Source organism: Psychrobacter sp. H8-1 (assembly GCF_904846575.1).
In the GTDB taxonomy this organism is placed as follows: domain Bacteria; phylum Pseudomonadota; class Gammaproteobacteria; order Pseudomonadales; family Moraxellaceae; genus Psychrobacter; species Psychrobacter fulvigenes.
On the sequence record NZ_CAJHBG010000001.1, the window covers coordinates 2,563,715 to 2,579,765 of the forward strand.

Consider the following 16,051-nt stretch of genomic DNA (forward strand, 5'->3'; position numbering starts at 1 on the left):
GCAGTAGCTATTTTTTAGGTAATACGCAGTGAAATTTTTGCGGCCTAGTCATTCTAGGTTAAATAATTTCACCATGTATTGGCAAAAAATAGCACTGCCCCGAAGGGCTGATGCTAAAATCACTCCAAATGGTGTTGCAATCCTAGCTAAGGTCTTGACATTATCGTCGGTTTGCGCCTAGTTTGGTGCGATTTTATCTATCAGCAGCCCTAATATTTGAATGTTCAACAGACCCTAAATTTAGTCAAGTAAAAAGCCAATATGCACTAGTGCATATTGGCTTTTTTGATCTGTACATAGTGCTTTAGATGAAACATTAAGATTGCAGGCTTTTCACCCACTGCACGATTTGATTGCTTGGCAGCGCACCTGACTGGCGTGCGACTTCTTTGCCACCTCTAAAGGCCACCATCGTTGGTAAGCTACGGATATTGTAAGGGGCTGCTGCTTGCTCATACTTATCCGTTTGTAGCTTTGCAAATACCACTTCTGGCAGTTGCCCTGCCGCCTCTTTGAACTGCGGCGCCATCATGATACATGGCTGACACCAGCTCGCCCAAAAATCAACAACGGTTAAGACATCGTTTTTTTGGATGATTTTATTGACCGTTTGCGCTGTCATCTCATGCGGACTGCCTGACAATAATAACTGACCACATTTACCACAGTTGGGAGCAGCGCTTAACCGCGTGGCTGGCACACGGTTGGTCGCTTGGCAATGCGGACATACCAGATGTAAACTTGGTTCACTCATAACATGACTCCTACTCTATCAGTCTTATACTATCAAAAGATTAATAGCCGCTTAGCGCTTGCAGGTATTGATACCGAGCATGGTATACAAGGGACAAAAACGGAACAGTCCTGTCAGTAAGGGGACCAAACCGATCACACCCCATAGGCTTTGATAATACACACCAAGCCCGATGATGATCAAACCGGCTACAATACGTAACGTTCTCTCAGTACTTCCAACATTTGCCTTCATTGCTGACTCCTTAAGCTTTATGCTTAGTATTTGAAAACAAGCTAGCCATTATTACTACAGCTTAGACTAGCATTGCTATAAATGGTGTATCTATTGAGTGACTATTAGGCGAGCGCATTAAGCGGCACTTTTAAATAGCGCACTCCATTGTCTTCAGGTTCTGGTAAATGACCAGCATCAATATTGACCTGTACCGATGGGATGATCAGGCGCGGCATTGCTAGAGTCGCATCACGGCTCTCACGCATCTGTACAAACTCGGCTTCGTTAATACCGTCTTTTACATGGATATTGCCTAGCTTTTGCGCAGCGACACTGGTCGTTGGGCAGTGCTTACGACCTTTACTTGGATAGTCATGACATAAATACATCACGGTATCATCATCAAGTGCCAAAAGCCTTTGAATAGAGTGATATAGGGTTTTGGCATCGCCGCCCGGAAAGTCGCAACGTGCCGTGCCCACATCAGGCGCAAACAAAGTATCACCGACAAACACCACTGTCTTTTCGTCGTCGGCAGCGAGATAAGCCATATCGGCAGGCGTATGACCTGGTACGTGCATGGCAGTAATGGTAATATCACCAAGCGCTAGAATCTCACCTTCATCTGTCAAGATATCAAACTGACTGGCATCGGTACGAAAACTGGTATCAAAGTTAAAAATCTGTTTGAATATTTTTTGTACTTCGGTAATATGACGACCCATCACCAACTGTCCGCCTAACGTTTCTTTTAGATGGATAGCGCCTGATAAATGATCAGCGTGCGCGTGAGTCTCAATAATATAAACCAACTCCCAATCATGCTCGCGGATAAACTCAATCACTTTATCGACATCAGCTGTATTGGTATGTCCCGACTTGGCATCAAAGTCTAATACTGGATCGATGACCGCACATAGCTTCTGCTTAACATCCGCAAGTACGTGGGTATAAGTTTCTGTATCGCTATGTAAGAAAGAGTGAACTTCCATGAATACCTCTCTATTTGTATATATCTATATTGATATTTAAATGTAAATACTACTTAACTGTTGTCATTAATATAGCAATTATTACACACTTTATAAATTTATATAATGTAAATGAAGATAATTTGATATAATCTGTTATATAATAGACAGTAAACACTATATGATCATCAATATCATAGTTAGAGAAGTCCAAGACCAATACGAAGCAACCAAGCGCAGATTTTACAAACAGTTTATCTGGCAGAGGTCAACACCGTAGCGACTTGGAACTTCTTTGACTATATAATGATCACAACTAATCACAAACCAATGCCGCGACAATTTTCGCCGCTTCGTGTAAGGAGCTCACTACCATGACTTCTATTTCAGAAATCAGCCCAACCATGACAGATACTCGTCACACTACTGAACAAGCAGAACAAGGCATCACTGGCTTTGCACCGACAGATCTTGCTCAGCAGATGCAACAAGCCTCTATGCAAGCCAGCCAACTACTAAAGTCGCTCTCGCACCCAGATCGCCTGTTACTTCTGTGCCAGCTCACACAAGGGGAATACTGTGTCGGTGAGCTTGAAGACTTAGTCGGTGTCGGACAGCCAAGCTTGTCACAGCAGCTCGGTATCCTGCGTAAAGATGAGCTGGTCTCGACACGCCGTGATGGCAAACAAATCTATTATAGTATCGCGAGTGACGACGCTTTAGCTGTATTGGAACTGCTATATCAGCGCTTTTGCGCAAAGGTAAAGTAGTAGAAAAACAGATTAATAGCTTGCCCTATAATGATGATTTTCTATGGTGAACCTAAAGGCTCGCTATAGGTTGCCAACTCTATGCCTGCCTTAATCTTTGATGTGATGATGAATTGATATGTCCTCTATCGCTGCTCGACTGATTCCTGCTTGGTTGCGTCAATACCGACTTGCCGACTTGCCGACCGATGTCGTCGCAGGACTGGTAGTGGGCGTGTTGGTTATCCCTCAAAGCTTGGGCTACGCGGTACTAGCAGGACTACCGCCAGTATACGGCCTATATGCAGCGATCGTCCCTGTCATCGTCTATGCATGGCTCGGCTCTAGCAATGTGCAAGCAGTAGGACCCGTTGCTATCACTGCCATTATGACGGCCAGTAGTCTGTATCCTTATGCTGAACAAGGCACTGAGCAATATGTGCTGATGGCAAGCCTGCTGGCCCTAATGGTAGGTGCCCTACTCTGGATTGCAGGCCAGCTAAAGCTTGGCTGGATTATGCAGTTCATCAGTCGCGGGGTATCGGCAGGCTTTGTCAGCGGTGCAGCGGTACTTATCTTTGTCAGCCAACTGAAGTACTTAACCGATATTCCGATCGCGGGTAGTAGCTTAATAGATTACTTATCTAGCATGCAGATGTATGCTCGCCAGCTGCATCCGCTAACGTTAATTATTGGGGTGATTGCCTTTGCCCTTTTGGTTGCTAACCGTTATGGTAAGAAGTGGGTGTGGCAATCGTGGCTATCATCCTCTTATGCCAAATGGGCAGAGCGTTTGTTTCCACTTATTCTACTGATTATCGCTATTATGCTTAGCATAAGTATGCAATGGAGCGAGCTTGGAGTGGCGACGATTGGCAATATCCCACAAGGGATGCCAAGCTTTACGTTGCCCCATATACCGGATTTTAATGAAGCATTGAATTTGTTACCGACAGCAGGACTGATGGCGCTGATTGCCTTTGTTTCTAGTAGTTCGGTTGCCAGCACCTATGCACGGCTGCGCGGTGAGACATTTGATGCCAACCGTGAGCTGACAGGACTCGGCCTTGCTAACTTGTCGGGTGGATTTTTTCAAAGCTTTGCGGTAGCGGGCGGGTTTTCACGTACGGCCATCAACGTTGACTCAGGAGCCAAGACTCCTTTTGCCAGCTTTGTGACAGTGTTAGTGATGATTGCCGCCCTAATAGCCTTTGGCAGCGCACTTGCCCCACTACCCTATGCGCTGCTTGGCGCAACCATCATGGCCTCCATCATTGGGCTGATTGATGTCTCGACATTAAGATCAGCTTGGCAGCGTGATCGCTTAGATGCTGCCAGCTTTATAGCAGCATTTGTGGGTGTGCTGATGTTCGGGCTAAATACTGGACTGGTCATTGGACTTATGATGTCATTTGCCAGTCTGATCTGGCAATCAAGCCAGCCGCATATGGCCATCGTCGGTCAGTTGGGTGGTACAGGGCACTTCCGTAATATCAACCGTCACGATGTGCAGACCTTTAAGAATTTATTGATTTTACGCATTGATGAGAGTTTGTTCTTTGGTAATACTGAGTCGGTGCATCGGCGGATATTACAGGCAATACGACAATATCCAGAAGCCCAGGAAATCATTCTCATCATGGCTGCTGTCAATCACATCGACCTGACGGCGCAAGAGATGCTCAGCACTCTGAATCAAGAGCTGGCGATGCAAGATAAGCGTTTACACTTCAGCTTTATTAAAGGCCCTGTGATGGATATCATCGGCCACACTCCGCTTATTGATGAGCTATCAGGACAGGTCTATCTCAGTACGATAGAGGCTGTCAGTGAACTGAAAGACACCTAATGAATGCCTCTTAAATAAAGAACGGCTAGATAATTACAAAATTTATTTTATACCAGATATACAATATTTATTGTTGTCAGTAAGCAAATATCGTTACGATAAAGCCTGTATTATGCTAAATTGATATACTATCGCAAAAGCTGATTTTTCATTGGCATCAAAAACTTACTGTAAAAGCCTAGCTGCTTAGCCCTAACCTTCTCTATTATTTTTACTCATTATTACTGACATTATTTATGACCGATGATTTAACGATTTATAAGCAAATTTATCCTAGCCAATGCATCAAAATTGCTGAGCTTGGTTACCGCTCGGTGCTCAATGTACGCCCCGATGCCGAAGTAACTACCCAGCCTAATAGCTGTGATTTTGCTGCCGCCACCAAGCATGCAAACTTAAGCTATCATTACTTGCCTTTTGATGATGAGCGCCTGAGCTGTATGACAGTTGAGCAATTTGCCACCTACTATCACGCACTGCCCAAACCCATATTGATGTTTTGTGGTACTGGTGCACGCGCAAAACTGCTCTATCAAAGCGCTCTAATGCAAGGTCTGCTATAGAATATGTCTTTAATTAAATCATAGATATAAATCGTCAGATTGCGATATATAAATCCGCATCTGTACGATTTTTCTCTTATCCTATTTCTTTAAACCCCAAAACTGATAAAAAAGGAGCTCTTATGAGCCATCAAGTTAGCATTGTTGGACAAATCACCCCTGACCAAGTACCTGTGATTGCTGAAAACGGCTTCAAAACCATCATTAATAACCGCCCTGATGGTGAAGAGCCTGGACAGCCAACCAGTGCTGATATCGCTGCTGCTGCTAAAAAAGCGGGCCTTGCTTATAAAGAAATATCATTTGCTGGTAGTGATTTGAATCAAACTCACGTCGAGGACTTTGCTGATTTCTTTAATCAAGCCGAGCAGCCTGTTTTGATATTCTGCCGCAGCGGTGCGCGCTCAACGGGTATCTATGAAGCCGCTAAAAAAATGGATCTTTTAGACGACTAATAAATAAGACATCTTAAGTAATTAAACAGATCCTAACTAAGCCCATATACCTATGTGGGCTTTTATAATATTTGAGAAGGTGTCGTCTTAGGTTATATTTACCGCTATATTGCCACAAAGGATGTGGGCTTTATGAACTACCCACCACCTAAAGAGGTGACGGTTTCTTAGGTAATACCCATACTTATTTGCGATATTCTGCAATAGCGGTTAGGCAAATTGACTAAGCTAACCCCCTCGCACCGACGGTTTTGAGCGTGGACAGCTTCAATCCTTCGTTTAGGATATTGATACTGGCGTTGATGTCTCTATCATTGTCCTGCAAGCAACTTGGGCAATTCCATGTCCTCACCTGTAATGGCAGCTCAGCCTTAGTCAGCACATGAGCGCACCCTGAGCAGGTTTTAGAAGATGGATACCATCTGTCTATTTTCACCAGCGTTTTGCCGTACCAGTCCGCTTTATAAACCAGCATGGTGGTAAACGCTGACCATGAGCTGTCTGATATGGCTTTAGCTAACTTTTTATTCTTAACCATACCTTTGACGTTTAAGTCCTCTATGGCAATCACATCGTGGTTTTTGATGAGATTGAATGAGAGTTTATGTAGAAAGTCTTTTCGGGTATTGCTTATTTTCTCATATACCTTAGCGACTTTAACTTTTTGCTTTTGATAGTTGCGGCTCTTAGACAGCTTGCGTTGATCGGCCTTGGCCACTGCTCTACGCTTGGCCAGTATCTTTTGTTCTCGCGCAAGCTTATGTTGCAGCTTTGATAAGAACTTAGGATTAGCGACTTTGCTGCCATCTGATAGGACGATGAAGTCGGTTAAGCCTAAGTCAATGCCGATGTTTGAGTAGGTTTTTGGTAATGGCTCTACAATAGTCTCAACCAGTAAACTGACAAAATACTTACCTGTAGGCTCTTTACTGATGGTCGCTGACTTGATTAAGCCATTTATTTTATTTGGGAACTTAGCGTTGATATAACCAATTTTGGGCAGCTTAACGCTATTACTGGTGATGGATACCGTACCTTTTTGGTTGTTGGTGGTGTAGCTGTCACGCTGACCTTTTTTCTTAAACTTAGGAAAGCCCGATCCTTTGAAGAATTTACTATAAGCGGCTCTTAGGTTTTGCTGGACGTTAGCCAGTGCCAGGCTATCGACTTCTATTAGCCATTCAAACTCTTTTTTGTATTGAGCAGGAGTGTTTTTAAGCTCGGTCTTATGCTCGTTGTAATGATCAATCTTGTCACTAAGCATCCTATTCCAGATAAAGCGTGTGCAGCCGAATGATTTGGCAAAGAATATTTGCTGTTCTTCATTAGGGTACAGCCTGACTTTATGGGCTTTTAGAATTTGCTTTGGCATGAAGCTATTGTACCATATCAAAAGTCTGACGCATTCATCCCGCCACCTAAGAGGTGGGGGAATTCTGCGCTGAAATGTTAAAAAGTATTCTACAAGGAATGTTTCATGAGTAATACCGTACTGGCTTTACTCCCGCTGGCTCTTGCCTACATCATGTTTACCTTAGGGACAGGGCTAAAACCCAGTGACTTTAAGGTCATCATCAACCACCCAAAAGCGTTTTTGGTGGGCTTAGTGAATCAAGTGGTTTTTGTACCTTTGGTCGCTTTGGCGATAGTCTTAGTGATGGCGACGCCACCAACCATCTCTTTTGGCATCATGCTGATCAGCTTTTGTCCAGGCGGGGTGACCAGTAATATGCTCACCTACTATGCTAAGGGCAATGTCGCACTCTCAGTGGCACTTACTGGCGTGGTCAGTTTGCTATCAGTCGTAACCTTACCTATCTTAATTACCTTAGCCTTTAACCACTTTATGCAAGACCAAGCGGGCTCTATTAGTGCGGTAAAAATTGGCGTTGTGATGTTTTTATTGACGACTTTACCCGTCACCCTCGGCATGCTCGCTCGCTATAAGTTCCGTAGATTTATGATACGTAGAAGTGGCATTCTTAACGGCTTAGCCAGCCTGTTTTTCGTATTAATCGTCTTTGCAGCCATCGCTTCTAATTGGGAGTTGCTAAAGTCGCAATTGACATCAATGGGGCTTGAGCTGGTGCTGATCATCATGGCCTTATTTGTATTAAGCTTTTTGACTTCTAAAGCGTTAAAGCTTAGCTGGTTTGATACCAAAACCATATCAATAGAAACCAGCATTCAAAACAGTACGACCGCCATTACCTTAGCGCCTATTATTATGGGCACCACTGTTGGTCTACCTGCCATCGCTTTACCTGCTGCCGTATATGGCGTATTGATGTATGTGATTGCGCTACCGATTATTGCTTTGATGAGGAAGAAGAACTGAGTTTAGCGGATAAAAAAACCACCTCAAAAGAGGTGGCTTCTTAAACTAACATTAGAGCTGAACGGCTTACTGCATCACTAAGTATTCAAATGCTGATAATGCGGCTTTCGAACCCTCGCCCATCGCAATATTAATCTGCTTAAAGGGCACCGTGGTCACGTCACCACAAGCGAAGATACCTTTACGATCAGTACGGCAGCGCTCATCGATCTCAATCTCACCAAAGCGGTTTAAATCAACAAAGCCTTTGACAAACTCCGTATTCGGTACTAGACCAATCTGTACGAATACCCCTGCCAAATCACGCTCATGGGTCTCACCTGTGCTGCGATCTTGATAAACGATAGAAGTCACTTTACCATCAGTCGCTTTAATCTCTTGCGTCGCTGCGCTAGTGATGAACTCAATATTGTCTTTTTCTTTGGCTTTGTTAATCAATACCTGATCGGCTTTTAGCTCGTCAGCGAACTCAAGCACCGTCACATGCTCAACGATACCTGCAAGGTCTAACGCCGCCTCGATACCTGAATTACCACCACCAATGACTGAGATGTCTTTACCCTTGAAGAAAGGACCGTCACAGTGTGCACAGTAGGCGACGCCTTTACCGACGTTTTCTTCTTCACCAGGGACACCAAGCTTACGCCACTGCGCACCAGTCGCTAAGATAATACTGCGAGTCTCAAACGTCTCACCTGTGTTTAGATGAATGCGATAGTTTTCCTCTTCAGTCTCACCGATCTCTTTAACGCTCACGTGCTCTTTTAGCGTGATATTGTACTCTTGCAAGTGCTTTTCAAAATTGGCAGACAATTCAGTACCTGTGGTCTTTGGCACAGAGATTAAGTTTTCGATGTCCTGTGTGTCTTTGACCTGCCCACCGATGCGGTCAGCAACCATCGTCACTTTTAGACCTTTACGAGCCGTATAAATCGCTGCGGCAACTCCAGCAGGACCAGCACCGATAATGGTAACGTCTTGCTGCTCTAGCTGCTCGGCGTCATCGTCAGCTGCTGCTAATAAATCAGGGAATTGCTCTTGCAACTTCTCAATCAATTTGGCCGTGTCAATCAAACCGTTTGCAAACGGTTCACCGTTTAAAAATACTGCTGGTACGCCTTGAATGTTGTTCGCTTCCACTTGCTCTTGGAACAAGGCACCGTCGATCATCTCATTACTAATGTCATCGTTTAGGAGCGCGAATTGGTTTAGCGCTTGTACGACTTCTGGACAGCTGTGGCAAGACAGCGACACGTAAGTTTGGAACTGTAATGGCTTATTAAAGCGCTTAATGAGCTTTTGAATGCCCTCATCTAGTTTTAGCGTGTGACCACCAGCTTGCAAGATGGCCAAAATCAGCGAGGTAAACTCATGACCACCTGGAATACCGCTAAAAACGATACCAGTATCGACCAATGTATCATCGATATGGCTCAATACCGCAAAGCTAATCGCACTTGGTAAGCTGTCATCGTTCGCAGCTGCATCAAAATTAATTTTGTCAGTCGTGCCAGCAATTTTGGTCAAAAAATCAATCAATTCGGCACGTTTTTCATGCTCGCCGCTACCCAATACGAAGCTAATTGGACGGGTCATGTTTTCGCTATAGCTCTTAACGGCATCTAATAAGCTTTGATCTATCATGTTTGTTCCTCATCATTACTGAATATGTAACGGCAACTATCATGTTGCACGTGTAAATATGGATTATTTGATACTAATAGTTTTATCTAAAATATTATAGGCAATAGCTTTATGCCCTTTGATGTCTCTATTATCATAGCTTTCGTGGGTTTGAGCAAGCTGAGAAACCCAAACCTTACGTTTTATAAAACCAATCACTAATGGGATTAAATCACTAAAATTAAAACCATCAAGGCATTATTGTCATAGTATCAAAGGTATTTTTTCGCTACAATCAACTGAGGACAATAAGAAAAAATCTTATTTACCTACTGGCAGATTGGCTTATGCACGTGTTTTTCAAAGTCCCTTCTGCTGCTATTCAGCCTTATCACTATATGCTCAGTTCAATATTTGGCAGGTACGATTAAGATAGCGATTTGGCTCAACAGCTATTCAGTCTCACAATCATAGCAATCTTAACGACAATGCGCTGACGCTTATGCCAAGCTTGCGCTCAATACAAGGATGATCACATGAGAAAGACGGATACATGGCAAGATAACAGAGATATTATTACCGAGCTTAAGCAAAAAGACAGCCACTTTGCGACTATTTTTGATGAACATACTCAGCTTGATCAGCAAATCAATCAGCTCGACAAAGACTTGGTGAAGCACGCCAGCCGTGATGAGGAAATAGAACAGATGAAAAGGCGAAAGCTACAGTTAAAAGATGAGATTTATAAAATAATTGATAAAAATAAAGTGAAACCTCAAGCCTGATACTGAGCTTGTCATTGAGACATAATAATAAAAAAATCTCATATTTGGGCACTTAGATGAACCCACCAAGTGCATGCACATTGACATAAAAAGACCCCATCAACTTATGCTGATGGGGTCTTTATTCATAGTACTGAGATTCATAGTACTGAGTTGAGCTAAATGCTGGGTCTAATATTACCAAGCTTTAGACCGTCAAACTCGCTCGTCAAATCAATACTTAAAATCAATACTTAGATTTTACCAACAAGATCAAGACTTGGCTTTAGCGTGTCACCACCTTGTTCCCAAGCTGCTGGACAAACTTCGCCGTCATTTTCACGAACATATTGTGCTGCTTTTACTTTGCGCAACATGTCTTTTGCACTACGGCCGATACCGCCAGCATGAATCTCAGCAACTTGGATCAAGCCATCTGGATCTACTAAGAATGTGCCACGCTCAGCCAAACCAGCTTCTTCGATCATGACGTTAAAGCCACGAGTGATACGACCAGTTGGGTCACCGATCATTGGGAAAGTTACTTTACCAATGGCTTCTGAAGAGTCATGCCATGCTTTGTGCGTGAAATGAGTGTCAGTAGATACTGAGTAAACTTCTACGCCTAGACCTTGTAGCTCTTCGTACTGAGCTGCCATGTCTTCTAGTTCAGTTGGGCAAACAAAGGTAAAGTCTGCTGGGTAAAACATGAAAATTGCCCACTTACCTTTAACGTCGTTTGAAGTGATGGTCTTAAACTCACCGTTTACAAACGCTTCTGCTGAAAACTCTGGGATTTCCTGATTGATAATAGACGCCATGATGGGCTCCTTAATTGTTAAGATGATTGGTTAATTTGTATTTAGTAATCATTTATTAATCTGGACTAAATTTCTGTTTAAGCCTTTAACTATCTCGGCTACCAGACAAACTATACACGAATTCCATGGTTAATCCAGTTAAAAGTTTTTAATGTGATGTTTTGTTTTATTAATCTTGTTAAACTATTCTATCTGCTTTTTGTTATCAGTGTACTATCGGTAAACTGCTGTCGTATACTGGATTAATAAGTATAAAAACTGCACTAAAACCCCTTAAAAGAGAGCCTTTATGATCACCCTACGTCAGCTTGAATTCGCCTTAGCCGTCGCTAAGCATCGCCATTTTAAACGTGCCGCGGAAGACTGTAGTATTTCCCAGTCTGCGCTCAGCTTGGGTATCGCAGAGCTTGAAAGGCAGCTGGATACGCAAATTTTTGAGCGTAATAACAAACAAGTCCTGATCACCCCTATCGGCCAAGAGATTTTGACACGGGCGCAGCGGATATTTTCTGAAGTGAACGATTTGACCAGTCGTGCCCACAGTCATCAAACGCCACTTGCCTATCCAATGACCGTCGGTATTATCCCAACCATCGCCCCTTATTTGTTGCCCAAAGTATTGCCTGCTCTACGAGCGCAATATCCAAACTTTCGTATGACCATTATAGAGCAGCAAACTGAGCGCTTACTTGAGCAGGTTCGCTACGGACATATTGACACCGCAATTATAGCCTTGCCTTATGCAGTAGATGGCTTACATACGTTTGAGTTTTGGGCAGAGGACTTCTTCGCTGTCTTTCCAAAAGACGATGTGCATGCCAAGCTTGAGACCATTAATGCCGATGAGCTGGCAACAGCCAATTTAATGTTGCTTGGAGAGGGTCATTGCCTCACTGATCAGACATTGTCAGTGTGCGACTTCGATCGAGAACAAATGAAATCAAGCTTTTCTGATGCCAGCTTAAACACACTCATTCAGATGGCGCTCGCCAACATGGGGACGACATTGGTGCCTGAAATGGCGCTGGATCAACTCCATCTACAAAACCAAAACTCGGTCGCTGTCCCATTAGCAGAGTCAGGGCCGCACCGACATATTGCCTTCGTCACTCGTCTGAATTATGCGCGCGTGGATGATGTAAACTTGCTCGGTGAGTTATTCAAAAAGGCCTTTGAAGACGATGCCAGTCACAACAAACAATAGCAGCTCAGGTTATATATGAAAGCATCTGCGCAAACAACTTCTGATCTTGGTAAGCGTTTTGTTCTGCATCTATCTGCTCTTAATGGTGACATTGAGACAGTACAAGCTAAAATACTTTGGCAGGACATCGCTGATCGTTATAACGAAACTCAGCGCGCTTATCATACCTTAGAGCATCTGGCCCAGTTGTTTGCGCAGTTTGAACAGGTGCAGCAGTATCTACATGAGCCACATATCATCGCTTTGGCACTCTATTATCATGATGTGATCTACGAGCCAAGGCGCGCGGATAACGAGCGGCAAAGTGCAGAATACATGATTAAAAAACTCAGCCCCTATTTAGATGTTGAGCAGTGCCGACGTATTGATGACTTGATAATGCTGACCGCTGATCACGAGCTTGATGAGGATAAAGATAGCGACCTTGACGCAGCTTTTTTGCTTGATATGGATTTGAGTATTTTAGGCAGCGTTTGGTCTGATTACAAAAGATACGCGCAAGCCGTGCGTCAAGAATATAGTCACGTTCCGATCACAAACTATCGTACAGGACGAACTAAAGTATTAGCAGGGCTGCTTGCACCTCCTCGTCTATATCTCACTGACTACTATTTTGAGCGGTTGGAAGCGCAAGCACGGGACAATATCAAACGAGAGAGCAGTCTGCTACTTTGCTAAGAGCTTGAGAAACAACTCAGTGCCCTGCCTTGCTGGGTGTGAGTTGTAGCTCGTCTCCATGACGTCGATATCAAAATGCGTTTTGAAACGCTGTAGATACTCCTCTTTTGAGCCGCCAAAGGGAATGTCATCATCACCAAACTCTCTATCAAACAACAACCCAATCAGCTTACCTTGAGGTTTTAGCAGCGTTGCCATCTGCTGCACGTACTCATCACGGCGCGATGGGTTTATCGCACAAAAAAACGTCTGTTCAAGTATCCAATCAAATTGATAATCCTCTGCTGATAAATCAAAAAAGTCCGCGCAGATCAGATGCTCAGCGGGAAAGTCAGGATAGCGCTCAGCAAACGCCTCAATCGGTGCAGGAGCAAAGTCCACCAAAATGACATTGGTAAATCCTTGCTCATGTAAGTAGCCCACTTCGTACGCATTACCAGCACCCGGCACTAAAATGGCTTGGTTTTTAGCAGAGTCAGGCAGCTGGTCAATATAGGCTTTTAGCGGTGGCGACACCTGACCCATATCCCATTGTATGCTGTCCGACTCGTAACGTTGTTGCCAATACTCGGCTTGATTGACATTATCCATATGACATCCTTGTATGCTGATTTATATTTTTATAACAATACGCTGTGTACCGTTATGACCTATCATATCAGTCTTATCACGCTTTTTTTATATTATTTACGGGCTGTGTTAATCGATAGTCAAGGAATTTTAAAATCGCTACAAGGCGGTCGACTGCAGATAGTACACTGAGTACATCTAGGGCGAGCAACACAGTAGCGGTTTAAAAGTACTCCGACTATAACTGTCCCGTCTTGCCTGCCAGCATATCATGCCATTGCCGATAATCCGGCATTGCTGTCGCAACCGTTTGCCAAAACGCACGGCTATGATTGGCATGATGCAAATGACACAGCTCGTGAACGATGACGTATTCTGTGCATTCAATAGGATAGGCGGGCAGATAAACGGATAACCAAATCCGTCGCGCGCGCGTATTACAGCTGCCCCAGCGCGTGTGCATTTTTTTTAGGCGTATCTCATTGGCCTCAGCGCCGACAACTGGTTGCCATTTTTCAAACAGAGAAGGCATGACTTCAGAGAGCTGTTGCCGATAATAAGCAATTTTTTCATCATGACTTAAGGTAAATGATTGTTCTACACCCCACAACAGAATAGGACTGTCGGCAGCTGAAGTTTCTGGTGAAGAGGTTTGTTTACGCTTATATTGCTCCAACACTTGCGCGTGATTAGCGATTGCCCAAGGTACGCGGTGGTCGATAGCCTGCGCCATTTGCACAGCGCTAATGGTTTTAGGTACTGACACTTTAAGAAGATGTGGCTGCAAGCGAAAATTGATATTTTTAACGCGCTTTTTGGTCACGTGTAGCTCAATGCCCGCCTGCGCAAGTTGTTGTCTAACAGTATTTAAACTGATGTCATATCCCCTTGCTTAATAATCATAAGAGCTACAGCGCTTGCAAATGATTGTCAAAAGACATCTTATGCACCTTACTGTTTTTAATAATGCGCTGAGTTTTCTCAATCTTATCCTGGTTAATTGACCCTGTCGCTGATGTATCATTCACCTCTAACGTCGTTAACTGACCTTGTCCATCACTAACGATAAAACCTGAACGCTCACTATTATCTCTTACGTTGCTAGTACGCTGATTAAATAACACTGATGCTCCTGCACAATCTGGCAAACTAACATCATCAATCAATTCTCGAGTGTTTAAGTCATAAATCGCTGCACAGCCGCCAATCGGTGTAGTCACACATAATAGGTTACGCTCGCTATCGACCGCCACACTGGCAATATATTGATGAAAGCGTTGCCATTGATTATTGGGCATAATCAATGGTTTAAAGTCAGAATTACCGCGCTTATGAGTGAGCACCAATGGCACATTGATATGCTTATCACCTTGAAACTGAATGCCAATCATCACAGTGCCGTCATCATGCATGGCTAAATGACGCACACTCATTTGATTGTGCTCAGGAACAATCTGCTCAAGCAATGAGCCATCATGACGATTCAGATACACTAATGACGGGCGCATGCTGTCTAGGTTTAGCTCTTCCCGAGAAGCTTGCTCGGTTTTAATGCCACCATTAGCAATCACCAGCGTTTCACCATCAGGGTGCATGATTAGCTCATGCGGCCCAATACCATGCGAGTCAAACTCTGCTACTTTTTTATAAGCATCATGAGCATCATAGATACCAATTTTACCGTCTAAATTTATCGTGTCATTCTCGGTCACATACAGCAGTTTACCGTCTAAACTATAACAGGCATGACCATAAAAATGGCGATGGTTTGAAGCTTTAATAGCGAACTTTACTTGACCAGTCGCTGTATCTAGCACCCAAAACTTCTCGCTTGGACGCCGTCCCATGACTACCACATCGCGATTTTGATTATCATTAATAGCTGTATTTTGAGCATCAGAAACTGGCTGTACAACGATATCATGCACACGTTCAGGCATGGTGGTCTGCCAAACGACTTCCCTATCCGCATCGATACCAACCACACCGAAGTCATTTTCAGGATTACCATCATCATTCATTGATGAAATATTTTTTGGCATAGAAGCCACACCACTCACCCAGCAAACTGGGCGCGCTAACATGGTCGTAGTATGAGCAGCGCTAAAATCAGTAGTGTCACTATCGCTACCTTTGTCCTCTATAGCGTTATGATACGACTGTTGCCACGCAGCAGCGGCTTGCTGACAAGCATAGCGAAATCGCGTTAACTCAGGTTTAGCGGTTGATGATAATAAACTCAATTGAGCACGGACGCCTGCTACATAATCTAACAATCTTGCATCAGGCTGACGCTGCTTACGATAGCGATGATGGATAACGACAAGTGCCGCTGTACCTACCACAGTAGACAGCGCTGTCAGTGCTGAGGTTGTCAACAGCTCATGGCCTAATCGAGTATTGTTTCGATTATTAGACTGTTTGCGTGTTAGACCCTGTGACTCAGAAGAATCTTCAGTCACTAGCGCTACTGTCTTAGCTTCGGTATTCTGCATG

At 43.8% G+C, this 16,051-nt stretch carries 17 protein-coding genes; 8 read left to right on the top strand and 9 right to left on the bottom strand.

The features are described 5' to 3' along the window. Window positions 1-316 precede the first annotated feature (316 nt). The 3 genes from trxC to JMY01_RS10570 form a co-directional block, all read right to left on the bottom strand. Entirely contained in the window at window positions 317-754 is a 438-nt protein-coding gene (gene trxC, locus JMY01_RS10560) for a thioredoxin TrxC (RefSeq protein ID WP_201575608.1), read from the bottom strand. Between the two features lie 51 nt (window positions 755-805). Then, window positions 806-988 (bottom strand): DUF2892 domain-containing protein, encoded by a 183-nt coding sequence (locus tag JMY01_RS10565; RefSeq protein WP_201575610.1) that lies wholly within the window; start codon window positions 986-988, stop codon window positions 806-808. 104 nt (window positions 989-1,092) lie between these two features. Then, window positions 1,093-1,962 carry an MBL fold metallo-hydrolase gene (locus JMY01_RS10570; protein ID WP_201575611.1) on the bottom strand — a complete coding sequence of 290 codons (870 nt, stop codon included), beginning with the start codon at window positions 1,960-1,962 and terminating at the stop codon, window positions 1,093-1,095. 461 nt (window positions 1,963-2,423) lie between these two features. Between JMY01_RS10570 and JMY01_RS10575 the strand changes: the two genes are divergently transcribed. The 4 genes from JMY01_RS10575 (at window position 2,424) to JMY01_RS10590 (ending at window position 5,557) form a co-directional block, all read left to right on the top strand. Further along, window positions 2,424-2,711, top strand: a complete 288-nt coding sequence (locus JMY01_RS10575) for a helix-turn-helix transcriptional regulator (protein WP_201577535.1) — start codon at window positions 2,424-2,426, stop codon at window positions 2,709-2,711. A gap of 118 nt (window positions 2,712-2,829) precedes the next feature. Continuing rightward, window positions 2,830-4,539: a SulP family inorganic anion transporter gene (locus JMY01_RS10580; RefSeq protein ID WP_201575613.1), complete on the top strand. Its 1,710-nt coding sequence runs from the start codon at window positions 2,830-2,832 to the stop codon at window positions 4,537-4,539. Window positions 4,540-4,775: 236 nt separating this feature from the next. Beyond that, on the top strand, window positions 4,776-5,102 hold the full coding sequence (locus JMY01_RS10585; RefSeq protein WP_201575615.1) for a beta-lactamase hydrolase domain-containing protein: 327 nt from the start codon (window positions 4,776-4,778) through the stop codon (window positions 5,100-5,102). A 122-nt stretch (window positions 5,103-5,224) separates the two neighbouring features. Further along, window positions 5,225-5,557 carry a TIGR01244 family sulfur transferase gene (locus JMY01_RS10590; RefSeq protein WP_201575622.1) on the top strand — a complete coding sequence of 111 codons (333 nt, stop codon included), beginning with the start codon at window positions 5,225-5,227 and terminating at the stop codon, window positions 5,555-5,557. A 223-nt stretch (window positions 5,558-5,780) separates the two neighbouring features. Here the strand turns inward: JMY01_RS10590 and tnpB are convergent, their stop codons facing one another. Continuing rightward, window positions 5,781-6,929 carry an IS200/IS605 family element RNA-guided endonuclease TnpB gene (gene tnpB, locus JMY01_RS10595; RefSeq protein ID WP_201575628.1) on the bottom strand — a complete coding sequence of 383 codons (1,149 nt, stop codon included), beginning with the start codon at window positions 6,927-6,929 and terminating at the stop codon, window positions 5,781-5,783. Between the two features lie 105 nt (window positions 6,930-7,034). Here tnpB and JMY01_RS10600 point away from each other — a divergent pair, with 105 nt between their 5' ends. Next, the gene (locus JMY01_RS10600; RefSeq protein ID WP_201575629.1) at window positions 7,035-7,895 is read left to right on the top strand and encodes a bile acid:sodium symporter family protein; all 861 of its coding nucleotides are present in this window, start codon (window positions 7,035-7,037) and stop codon (window positions 7,893-7,895) included. 66 nt (window positions 7,896-7,961) lie between these two features. Here the strand turns inward: JMY01_RS10600 and ahpF are convergent, their stop codons facing one another. Then, complete coding sequence (gene ahpF / locus JMY01_RS10605) at window positions 7,962-9,539, bottom strand: alkyl hydroperoxide reductase subunit F (protein WP_201575630.1); 1,578 nt, start codon at window positions 9,537-9,539, stop codon at window positions 7,962-7,964. 515 nt (window positions 9,540-10,054) lie between these two features. Between ahpF and JMY01_RS10610 the strand changes: the two genes are divergently transcribed. Further along, window positions 10,055-10,303, top strand: a complete 249-nt coding sequence (locus JMY01_RS10610) for a YdcH family protein (protein ID WP_201575631.1) — start codon at window positions 10,055-10,057, stop codon at window positions 10,301-10,303. Between the two features lie 233 nt (window positions 10,304-10,536). On the opposite strand, the gene ahpC is transcribed toward JMY01_RS10610, so the two are convergent. Further along, entirely contained in the window at window positions 10,537-11,103 is a 567-nt protein-coding gene (ahpC, locus tag JMY01_RS10615) for an alkyl hydroperoxide reductase subunit C (protein WP_201575632.1), read from the bottom strand. Window positions 11,104-11,392: 289 nt separating this feature from the next. Here ahpC and JMY01_RS10620 point away from each other — a divergent pair, with 289 nt between their 5' ends. Continuing rightward, window positions 11,393-12,307: a hydrogen peroxide-inducible genes activator gene (locus tag JMY01_RS10620; RefSeq protein WP_201575634.1), complete on the top strand. Its 915-nt coding sequence runs from the start codon at window positions 11,393-11,395 to the stop codon at window positions 12,305-12,307. 15 nt (window positions 12,308-12,322) lie between these two features. Next, a complete protein-coding gene (locus tag JMY01_RS10625; RefSeq protein WP_201575635.1) occupies window positions 12,323-12,985 on the top strand; it encodes a hypothetical protein in 663 nt (220 codons plus the stop codon). Here the strand turns inward: JMY01_RS10625 and JMY01_RS10630 are convergent. The 3 genes from JMY01_RS10630 to JMY01_RS10640 form a co-directional block, all read right to left on the bottom strand. Continuing rightward, window positions 12,974-13,576: a methyltransferase domain-containing protein gene (locus tag JMY01_RS10630; RefSeq protein ID WP_201575636.1), complete on the bottom strand. Its 603-nt coding sequence runs from the start codon at window positions 13,574-13,576 to the stop codon at window positions 12,974-12,976. The two genes, JMY01_RS10625 and JMY01_RS10630, sit on opposite strands and share 12 nt — an antisense overlap. 217 nt (window positions 13,577-13,793) lie before the next feature. Beyond that, window positions 13,794-14,378 carry a M48 family metallopeptidase gene (locus JMY01_RS10635; RefSeq protein ID WP_227677858.1) on the bottom strand — a complete coding sequence of 195 codons (585 nt, stop codon included), beginning with the start codon at window positions 14,376-14,378 and terminating at the stop codon, window positions 13,794-13,796. An 85-nt stretch (window positions 14,379-14,463) separates the two neighbouring features. Next, window positions 14,464-16,050, bottom strand: a complete 1,587-nt coding sequence (locus JMY01_RS10640; RefSeq protein WP_201575637.1) for a DUF1513 domain-containing protein — start codon at window positions 16,048-16,050, stop codon at window positions 14,464-14,466. Window position 16,051 lies beyond the last annotated feature (1 nt).

What these genes read in the sequence shown, in the direction of transcription:
- trxC (WP_201575608.1), bottom strand. Translation starts at nt 754, where the DNA reads ATGAGTGAACCAAGTTTACATCTGGTATGTCCGCATTGCCAAGCGACC.
- JMY01_RS10565 (WP_201575610.1), bottom strand. Translation starts at nt 988, where the DNA reads ATGAAGGCAAATGTTGGAAGTACTGAGAGAACGTTACGTATTGTAGCC.
- JMY01_RS10570 (WP_201575611.1), bottom strand. Translation starts at nt 1,962, where the DNA reads ATGGAAGTTCACTCTTTCTTACATAGCGATACAGAAACTTATACCCAC.
- JMY01_RS10575 (WP_201577535.1), top strand. Translation starts at nt 2,424, where the DNA reads ATGCAACAAGCCTCTATGCAAGCCAGCCAACTACTAAAGTCGCTCTCG.
- JMY01_RS10580 (WP_201575613.1), top strand. Translation starts at nt 2,830, where the DNA reads ATGTCCTCTATCGCTGCTCGACTGATTCCTGCTTGGTTGCGTCAATAC.
- JMY01_RS10585 (WP_201575615.1), top strand. Translation starts at nt 4,776, where the DNA reads ATGACCGATGATTTAACGATTTATAAGCAAATTTATCCTAGCCAATGC.
- JMY01_RS10590 (WP_201575622.1), top strand. Translation starts at nt 5,225, where the DNA reads ATGAGCCATCAAGTTAGCATTGTTGGACAAATCACCCCTGACCAAGTA.
- tnpB (WP_201575628.1), bottom strand. Translation starts at nt 6,929, where the DNA reads ATGCCAAAGCAAATTCTAAAAGCCCATAAAGTCAGGCTGTACCCTAAT.
- JMY01_RS10600 (WP_201575629.1), top strand. Translation starts at nt 7,035, where the DNA reads ATGAGTAATACCGTACTGGCTTTACTCCCGCTGGCTCTTGCCTACATC.
- ahpF (WP_201575630.1), bottom strand. Translation starts at nt 9,539, where the DNA reads ATGATAGATCAAAGCTTATTAGATGCCGTTAAGAGCTATAGCGAAAAC.
- JMY01_RS10610 (WP_201575631.1), top strand. Translation starts at nt 10,055, where the DNA reads ATGAGAAAGACGGATACATGGCAAGATAACAGAGATATTATTACCGAG.
- ahpC (WP_201575632.1), bottom strand. Translation starts at nt 11,103, where the DNA reads ATGGCGTCTATTATCAATCAGGAAATCCCAGAGTTTTCAGCAGAAGCG.
- JMY01_RS10620 (WP_201575634.1), top strand. Translation starts at nt 11,393, where the DNA reads ATGATCACCCTACGTCAGCTTGAATTCGCCTTAGCCGTCGCTAAGCAT.
- JMY01_RS10625 (WP_201575635.1), top strand. Translation starts at nt 12,323, where the DNA reads ATGAAAGCATCTGCGCAAACAACTTCTGATCTTGGTAAGCGTTTTGTT.
- JMY01_RS10630 (WP_201575636.1), bottom strand. Translation starts at nt 13,576, where the DNA reads ATGGATAATGTCAATCAAGCCGAGTATTGGCAACAACGTTACGAGTCG.
- JMY01_RS10640 (WP_201575637.1), bottom strand. Translation starts at nt 16,050, where the DNA reads ATGCAGAATACCGAAGCTAAGACAGTAGCGCTAGTGACTGAAGATTCT.